The sequence below is a fragment of the Shigella sp. FC1661 genome (assembly GCF_001712525.1).
GTDB classification, from domain to species: domain Bacteria; phylum Pseudomonadota; class Gammaproteobacteria; order Enterobacterales; family Enterobacteriaceae; genus Escherichia; species Escherichia coli.
Genome location: NZ_MDGW01000506.1, coordinates 1 through 361, shown reverse-complemented (window position 1 = coordinate 361; position 361 = coordinate 1). Strand labels below are relative to the sequence as shown.

The 361-nt window shown below is 53.7% G+C and carries 1 protein-coding gene; it reads right to left on the bottom strand.

Features of this window, described 5'->3' with window-relative positions; all coding sequences use genetic code 11:
* Positions 1-54: 54 nt before the first annotated feature.
* Entirely contained in the window at positions 55-162 is a 108-nt protein-coding gene (locus BFF42_RS21280; RefSeq protein ID WP_000170926.1) for a type I toxin-antitoxin system toxin Ldr family protein, read from the bottom strand.
* Between the last annotated feature and the right edge of the window lie 199 nt (positions 163-361).

The following is a 361-nucleotide window of genomic DNA, read 5'->3' as shown; positions in this document are numbered from 1 at the left end:
CGGCCGGTTTCGGGCGCATATTGCCATCACGGCAGCCTGACGCCCGTTTTCACCTTACTTCCGGTTACGCCACCAGCCGACAATCGCTGCGGTAATAATCCCCGCCAGGATCGGTGCTGCCAGGTCGTGCCAGAAAATCATGGCAAACTTCGCGAGCGTCATATAGCCGCCTTGTTGTAATGACAACATTTTGCGGCTATTCTTGAATTGTTGATGGTTCAAGATTAGCCCCCGTTCTGTTGTCAGGTTTTACCTCTCAACGTGCGGGGGTTTTCTCTTTCCAGCAACCAATGCCACCAGGGATAAAGCCCCCGCAACATTGCGCCTCACCGGATAATTCCGGCTTGGTGTGGATACTACG